This is a genomic window from Sulfitobacter sp. HI0129, from assembly GCF_001635395.1.
Lineage (GTDB): Bacteria > Pseudomonadota > Alphaproteobacteria > Rhodobacterales > Rhodobacteraceae > Sulfitobacter.
Genome location: NZ_LWGH01000562.1, coordinates 1 through 6,090 on the forward strand (window position 1 = coordinate 1; position 6,090 = coordinate 6,090).

Genomic DNA, 6,090 nt, shown 5'->3' on the forward strand with positions numbered 1-6,090 from the left:
GCGCGGGCCTCCTCCAGCATGGCGGTGGCCGAACAACTCAGAGATCGTGCTGGACCGCAAGATCGCGGACAAGCGGGTCTTCCCGGCCATCGACATCCTCAAGTCCGGCACCCGGAAAGAGGATCTGCTGGTGGAGAAGACGGACCTGCAGAAAACCTTTGTCCTGCGGCGTATCCTGAACCCGATGGGCACCACGGATGCGATCGAGTTCCTGATCGGCAAGCTGAAGCAGACGAAGACGAACTCCGACTTCTTCGACTCCATGAATACCTGATTTAATAAATAATATCAGTAGTTTAACATGTCGACGATCTATGCTCAAGCCACTGCGCCGGGTCGGGCAGGTGTATCCGTCGTCCGCCTTTCAGGCCCGCAGGCGTTCGAGATTGCGCAGGTCTGCGTCGGCTCCTTGCCCGCGCCGCGCAGCACTGCCTTGCGCGCGTTTGTGGACGCCGATGGGGAGGTTATCGATCGTTGCCTCGTCCTTTGCTTTGCTCGGCCTGCCAGTTTCACGGGCGAGGACGTCGTCGAATTTCATCTTCATGGCAGCATCGCCATCGTTCAGGCGGTGCTTCGGCGGTTGAGCGGATTCTCCGAAACCGCGCTCGCCCAACCGGGGGAGTTCACAAGGCGGGCGCTGGAAAACGACAGGATGGACCTCGCCCAGGTCGAAGGGCTGTCAGACCTCATCGATGCTGAAACAGAAGCGCAGCGGAAGCAGGCCATCCGCGCTTTCGAGGGACGATTGGGCGACGTGGTGGCAGGCTGGCGGGTGAAGCTGATCCGCGCCGCCTCTCTGCTGGAGGCCACCATCGATTTCGCGGATGAGGATGTTCCCGTTGATGTGTCGGACGAAGTCGCTGAACTGCTTTCCGCCGTGGAGAGTGAGCTGGAACAACAGATCGTTGGCACCAGCGTAGCTGAGAGGATTCGAAGCGGGTTCGAGGTCGCGATCCTCGGTGCGCCGAACGTGGGCAAATCTACTTTGCTGAATACCCTCGCGGGGAGGGAGGCGGCCATCACCTCCTCCACCGCCGGTACGACCCGCGATGTGATCGAAGTACGCATGAACCTGCGCGGGTTACCAGTGACCTTGCTGGATACCGCCGGCATCCGCGACACGAACGACGAAGTTGAACAGATCGGTATTTCCCGGGCCTTGCAACGGGCAGCGAATTCCGATTTGCGCGTTTTCCTTGCGACGCCGGAAGAGGCGGCGACGCTTCCGGTTCAGGATGATGACATCGTGCTGCAACCCAAGATGGATGAGACGCGGAGTGGTGCTCCGGGTATTTCCGGGCTGACGGGGGCAGGGGTGAACGACCTAGTGGACCGAATTGCTGACATTCTTTCTGTCCGTTCTGGGAACGCGGGGCTCGCGACGCATGAACGGCATAGAACTGCCATGGTGAATGCACGGGAGCATCTATCCGAAGTACGGTCCTTGATCAGCACTGGTCCGGACCTGTATGATATCGCTGCGGATGGGCTTCGGCATGCTGTCCTTCATCTGGATTCGCTTGTGGGCCGAATAGATGTCGAAAATCTGTTGGACGAGATCTTTTCCAACTTTTGTATCGGGAAGTGAGGGGTGTTTCACGTGAAACATTTCAACGTGCTTGTTATCGGGGGCGGCCACGCAGGCTGCGAAGCCGCACATGCTGCCGCACGCATGGGCGTGGATACGGCGCTCGTCACCATGAAGCGTGCAGACATCGGCGTGATGTCCTGCAATCCGGCAATCGGCGGGCTGGGCAAGGGGCACCTCGTTCGAGAGATCGATGCGCTCGATGGGTTGATGGGCCGAGTGGCCGACAAGGCGGGTATCCAGTTCCGACTTCTGAACCGCAGGAAAGGGCCTGCAGTGCAGGGGCCGCGGGCGCAGGCGGATCGCAAAATCTATCAGCGTGAGATGCTTCAAGAGATCGAGAATACCCCGCGGCTTCAGCTTATAGAAGCGGAAGTGGTGGATTTGCTTGTCGAAGCTGGCAAGGTCACCGGCGTTGCACTCGCGGACGGCAGTGAGCTTTCCGCAGATCGAGTTATCCTGACCTCGGGCACTTTCCTTCGCGGAACCATTCATATCGGGGAGAAGCGCTCCTCCGGCGGGCGGATGGGTAACAAGGCTTCAGACAAGCTCGCCGAAAGGCTTTATGCCCTGGACCTGCCGATGGGGCGCCTGAAAACAGGTACGCCGCCACGTCTGGACGGACGAACCATCGATTGGGATATTCTTGACCGGCAGGAGGGCGACGATACGCCGGAGATGTTTTCTTTCCTGTCTGATGGCCCATCGGCGCGGCAAATCTCTTGCGGGATTACGCATACCAATACGGCCACTCACAAGATCATCACCGACAACCTGTCGCGTTCCGCGATGTACGGCGGACATATCGAGGGAGTTGGCCCCCGCTACTGTCCTTCGATTGAGGATAAGGTAACACGCTTCGCGGATAAGGACTCCCACCAGATATTCCTTGAGCCCGAGGGGTTGGACGATCATACGATTTATCCCAACGGCATTTCCACCTCCCTCCCGGAAGAGGTTCAGTTGGAATATGTGCGTTCCATCCGCGGGCTGGAAGCGGCCGAGATTCTCCAGCCCGGTTACGCGATTGAATACGATTATGTCGATCCCCGGGCGCTGGACGGCACATTGCAGCTCAAGAGGCTTTCTGGTCTTTTCCTTGCGGGTCAGATCAATGGCACGACGGGGTATGAGGAAGCTGGGGCTCAAGGCTTGATTGCCGGTTTGAACGCTGCATTGGCGGTGCAGGGTAAAAATCCGGCGGTGTTTAGTCGTTCGCAGTCTTACATCGGGGTGATGGTCGATGACCTGACGGCACGCGGGGTTACGGAGCCCTATCGGATGTTCACGTCCCGCGCTGAATTCCGCCTTTCCCTTCGGGCGGACAACGCGGATCAGCGACTTACGCCGTTGGGGATCGAGCTTGGGTGTGTTTCAGACAATCGGGCGAAGATTTTTGGCGCGAAGGCGAAGAAACTGGCGGATGCCTTGGCTGTTCTGAAAGAGCGCAACTATTCCAGCCAGGAACTGGAGGCGCACGGGTTCGCTGTGCGGCATGACGGGCAGCGGCGCACGGCCTATGACCTCCTCGCCGTGAGTGATACGAAGTTCAGTGATATTGGGGGGCTGGACCCACGGTTCGCGGACATAGACGCTGATACGGCAAATCAGATCGAGCGTGACGCGCTTTACGCGCATTACATTGAACGGCAGGCGCGGTCTGTCGAAGCGTTGCAGCGGGATGAGGAAAAGAAGTTCCCCGGCGATTTCGACTTCGCTGCTGTGACCGGCCTCTCCAATGAGTTGAAAGCGAAGCTTCTGGCGGCCCAGCCTTCCAATCTTTCGCAGGCCTCACGCATTGACGGGATGACCCCCGCCGCGTTGACGCTTTTGCTCGCCCGTCTCAAGCGCTTGGAGCGGGAAGCGGGATGAATGTTTCACGTGAAACATTGGCGGACCTCGAAGAGTTTGAACGACTGGTCCGCCAGTGGAATCCGAAGATCAATCTGGTTTCGAAATCCTCTCTGGAAGATATCCGCACCCGCCATATCGAGGACTCGCTTCAACTTTACGAATTGAATGATCGTGCTGGAAAGTGGCTGGATCTGGGAAGTGGCGGGGGCTTTCCCGGGCTGATTCTGGCGATAGCGGATAAAAACGGCGCGCGGAGCAACCAGTTTCATCTGGTGGAAAGCGACCAGAGAAAATGTGCTTTCCTGCGGACCGCAGCGCGAGAATTAGGATTGGAAGCTAAGATACACGGTCAGAGGATAGAAGAGCTTGAGCCGCAGAAGGCTGACGTTGTAAGTGCGCGGGCTTTGGCTGATTTGCCGACCCTCTTGGAATTGGCCCATCGGCATATGAAGCCCGGTGCGATAGCCTATTTTCCGAAAGGAAAAAAATGGGGTGAAGAGGTCGCGGAAGCACGAAAATCATGGCAGTTTGATTATGAAGCACTGGACAGCAAAACCAGTGCCGAGGCAGCGATTATCAGGATGGGAAATATAAAGCGTGTTTGATCCTTCTCGCCCGCGGGGGCCAAAAATCATCGCTGTCACCAACCAGAAGGGTGGGGTGGGGAAAACAACCACCTCCATCAATCTGGCCGCTGCACTTACCGAAGCGGGGCGCAAAGTGCTGTTGGTCGACCTCGACCCGCAGGGCAACGCCTCCACCGGGCTGGGGGTTGAGGTCAATGACAGGGTTTACACGACATATGAACTGCTGCTCGAAGATATCGACTTGGAGGAGGTGATCCTCCCATCTGGGCAGCCTGGCCTTTCGATCATCCCTGCCACGACCGATCTGAGCTCTGCCGATATGGAGTTGATCTCGAACGAAAAGCGCAGCTTTTTGCTGCATGACGCCCTTCGCCAGACGGCGATGGACAAGTTCGAATTCGACTATATCCTGATCGATTGCCCACCGTCACTGAACCTTTTGACGGTCAACGCGATGATCGCGGCCCATTCCGTTCTGGTCCCGTTGCAGAGCGAATTCTTTGCGCTGGAGGGTCTTTCGCAGCTGATGATGACGATCCGCGAAGTGCGGCAGACGGGGAACAAGAGTCTCAGGATCGAGGGGGTGGTGCTGACAATGTATGATCGGCGGAACAACCTTTCCCAGCAGGTGGAGCAGGATGCCCGCGCGACGCTCGGCGATGTGGTTTTCAAGACAGTCATCCCCCGAAACGTCCGTGTCAGTGAAGCACCGAGCTTTGCGATGCCGGTGCTGTCCTATGACACGGGGTCGAAAGGGGCTTTGGCCTATCGGGATTTGGCGCAAGAGATAATGAAGAACAACGAGGAATTGGCAGGAGCTTGAGCATGGCGGATACGAACGAGCGCAAACGGGGATTGGGTCGTGGGCTTTCAGCGCTCATGGCGGATGTGACGGAAACCGAAAGCCAGGGCCCGGCAGCGGCGGAGCGGCGCGTTCCGATTGAAAAGATCGTCCCTAACCCGGAGCAGCCCCGCAAAAGATTTGCTGAAGAAGACCTCACGGATCTGACGAACTCCGTGAAGGAGAAGGGTGTGATTCAGCCGTTGATCGTGCGGCCCCGGAGTAATGGCGATTTTGAAATCGTCGCGGGTGAACGGCGCTGGCGTGCGGCCCAGATGGCCAAACTGCATGAGCTTCCGGTGATCGTCCGAGATTTCACCGATGTCGAAGTGCTCGAAGTGGCGATCATCGAAAATATCCAGCGGGCCGACCTCAACTCCATCGAAGAGGCGACCGGATATCGGCAGTTGATGGACCGGTTCGGCCATACGCAGGAAAAGATGGCGGAAGCACTGGGCAAGAGCCGGAGCCATATCGCGAACCTGCTGCGCCTTCTGAAACTGCCGGAGCCGGTGCTGGCCATGGTGCGGGACGGATCGCTGAGTGCTGGTCACGCGCGGGCCCTGATCCCCGCGGCAGAGCCGGAAAAGCTTGCCCGGGCAGTGGTTGAAAAGGGCCTGTCCGTTCGGGCGACCGAGGCACTGGTGAAGAGAGAACAGGAACCAGCGAAATCGCCCGGTTCGACCCGAAGCCGCCGTACAGAGGGTGAGGAAAAGGATGCCGATACCAAGGCGCTTGAAGGTGATCTTTCGGCCAACCTTGGTATGAAGGTCACCTTGAGCCATACTGCAGGCGGGGAGGGTGGCCAGTTGACCGTCACCTATGAAACCCTCGACCAACTGGATGAGCTATGCCGGAAACTGGGCGGTCACTGATCGGCCACAAGCTCCGCAAGGACGGCGTTCAATACCATAACGCCTTGATTTGAAACAGAAATATTATCACCGTTCCGTTCGATCATACCGATATCGACAAGATGCCTGAGCGCGGGGCCATCCAGACTGGTCCCCGCCAGCGCCTCATACCGTTCAAGGCTGATCCCGTCGGACAGGCGCAGGCCCATCAGCAGAAATTCTTCCGCCTGATCCTGTCGTGAAAGGGCGACGCGGGGCTTTTCCGGGTTTCCGGCAGCTTCGGCATCCATCCACCGGCGCGGGTTGCTGAACTGTTCTGTGCCCCATTTCACCCCGTCAATCGTCACCCGGCCATGGGCGCCGGGT

The 6,090-nt window shown here is 58.2% G+C and carries 5 protein-coding genes and 2 pseudogenes; 6 read left to right on the top strand and 1 reads right to left on the bottom strand.

Annotated features, from left to right (window positions below; all coding sequences use genetic code 11):
• The 6 genes and pseudogenes from A3764_RS15110 to A3764_RS15135 form a co-directional block, all read left to right on the top strand.
• Positions 1-274, top strand: a pseudogene (locus A3764_RS15110) (hypothetical protein); the annotation flags it as partial.
• A 27-nt stretch (positions 275-301) separates the two neighbouring features.
• Entirely contained in the window at positions 302-1,588 is a 1,287-nt protein-coding gene (gene mnmE, locus A3764_RS15115) for a tRNA uridine-5-carboxymethylaminomethyl(34) synthesis GTPase MnmE (RefSeq protein ID WP_067922391.1), read from the top strand.
• A gap of 12 nt (positions 1,589-1,600) precedes the next feature.
• Positions 1,601-3,460, top strand: a complete 1,860-nt coding sequence (mnmG, locus tag A3764_RS15120; RefSeq protein WP_067922394.1) for a tRNA uridine-5-carboxymethylaminomethyl(34) synthesis enzyme MnmG — start codon at positions 1,601-1,603, stop codon at positions 3,458-3,460.
• Positions 3,457-4,047 carry a 16S rRNA (guanine(527)-N(7))-methyltransferase RsmG gene (rsmG, locus tag A3764_RS15125; RefSeq protein ID WP_067922397.1) on the top strand — a complete coding sequence of 197 codons (591 nt, stop codon included), beginning with the start codon at positions 3,457-3,459 and terminating at the stop codon, positions 4,045-4,047. The genes mnmG and rsmG overlap by 4 nt, the downstream gene beginning before the upstream one ends.
• Positions 4,040-4,852, top strand: coding sequence for a ParA family protein (locus tag A3764_RS15130; protein ID WP_067922400.1), 813 nt, complete (start codon positions 4,040-4,042; stop codon positions 4,850-4,852). Before rsmG ends, A3764_RS15130 begins: the two co-directional genes overlap by 8 nt.
• Positions 4,853-4,854: 2 nt before the next feature.
• Positions 4,855-5,745 (top strand): ParB/RepB/Spo0J family partition protein, encoded by an 891-nt coding sequence (locus A3764_RS15135; protein WP_067922402.1) that lies wholly within the window; start codon positions 4,855-4,857, stop codon positions 5,743-5,745.
• Here the strand turns inward: A3764_RS15135 and A3764_RS15140 are convergent.
• Positions 5,739-6,090: pseudogene (locus A3764_RS15140) on the bottom strand (radical SAM family heme chaperone HemW); the annotation flags it as partial. The gene A3764_RS15135 and the pseudogene A3764_RS15140 sit on opposite strands and share 7 nt — an antisense overlap.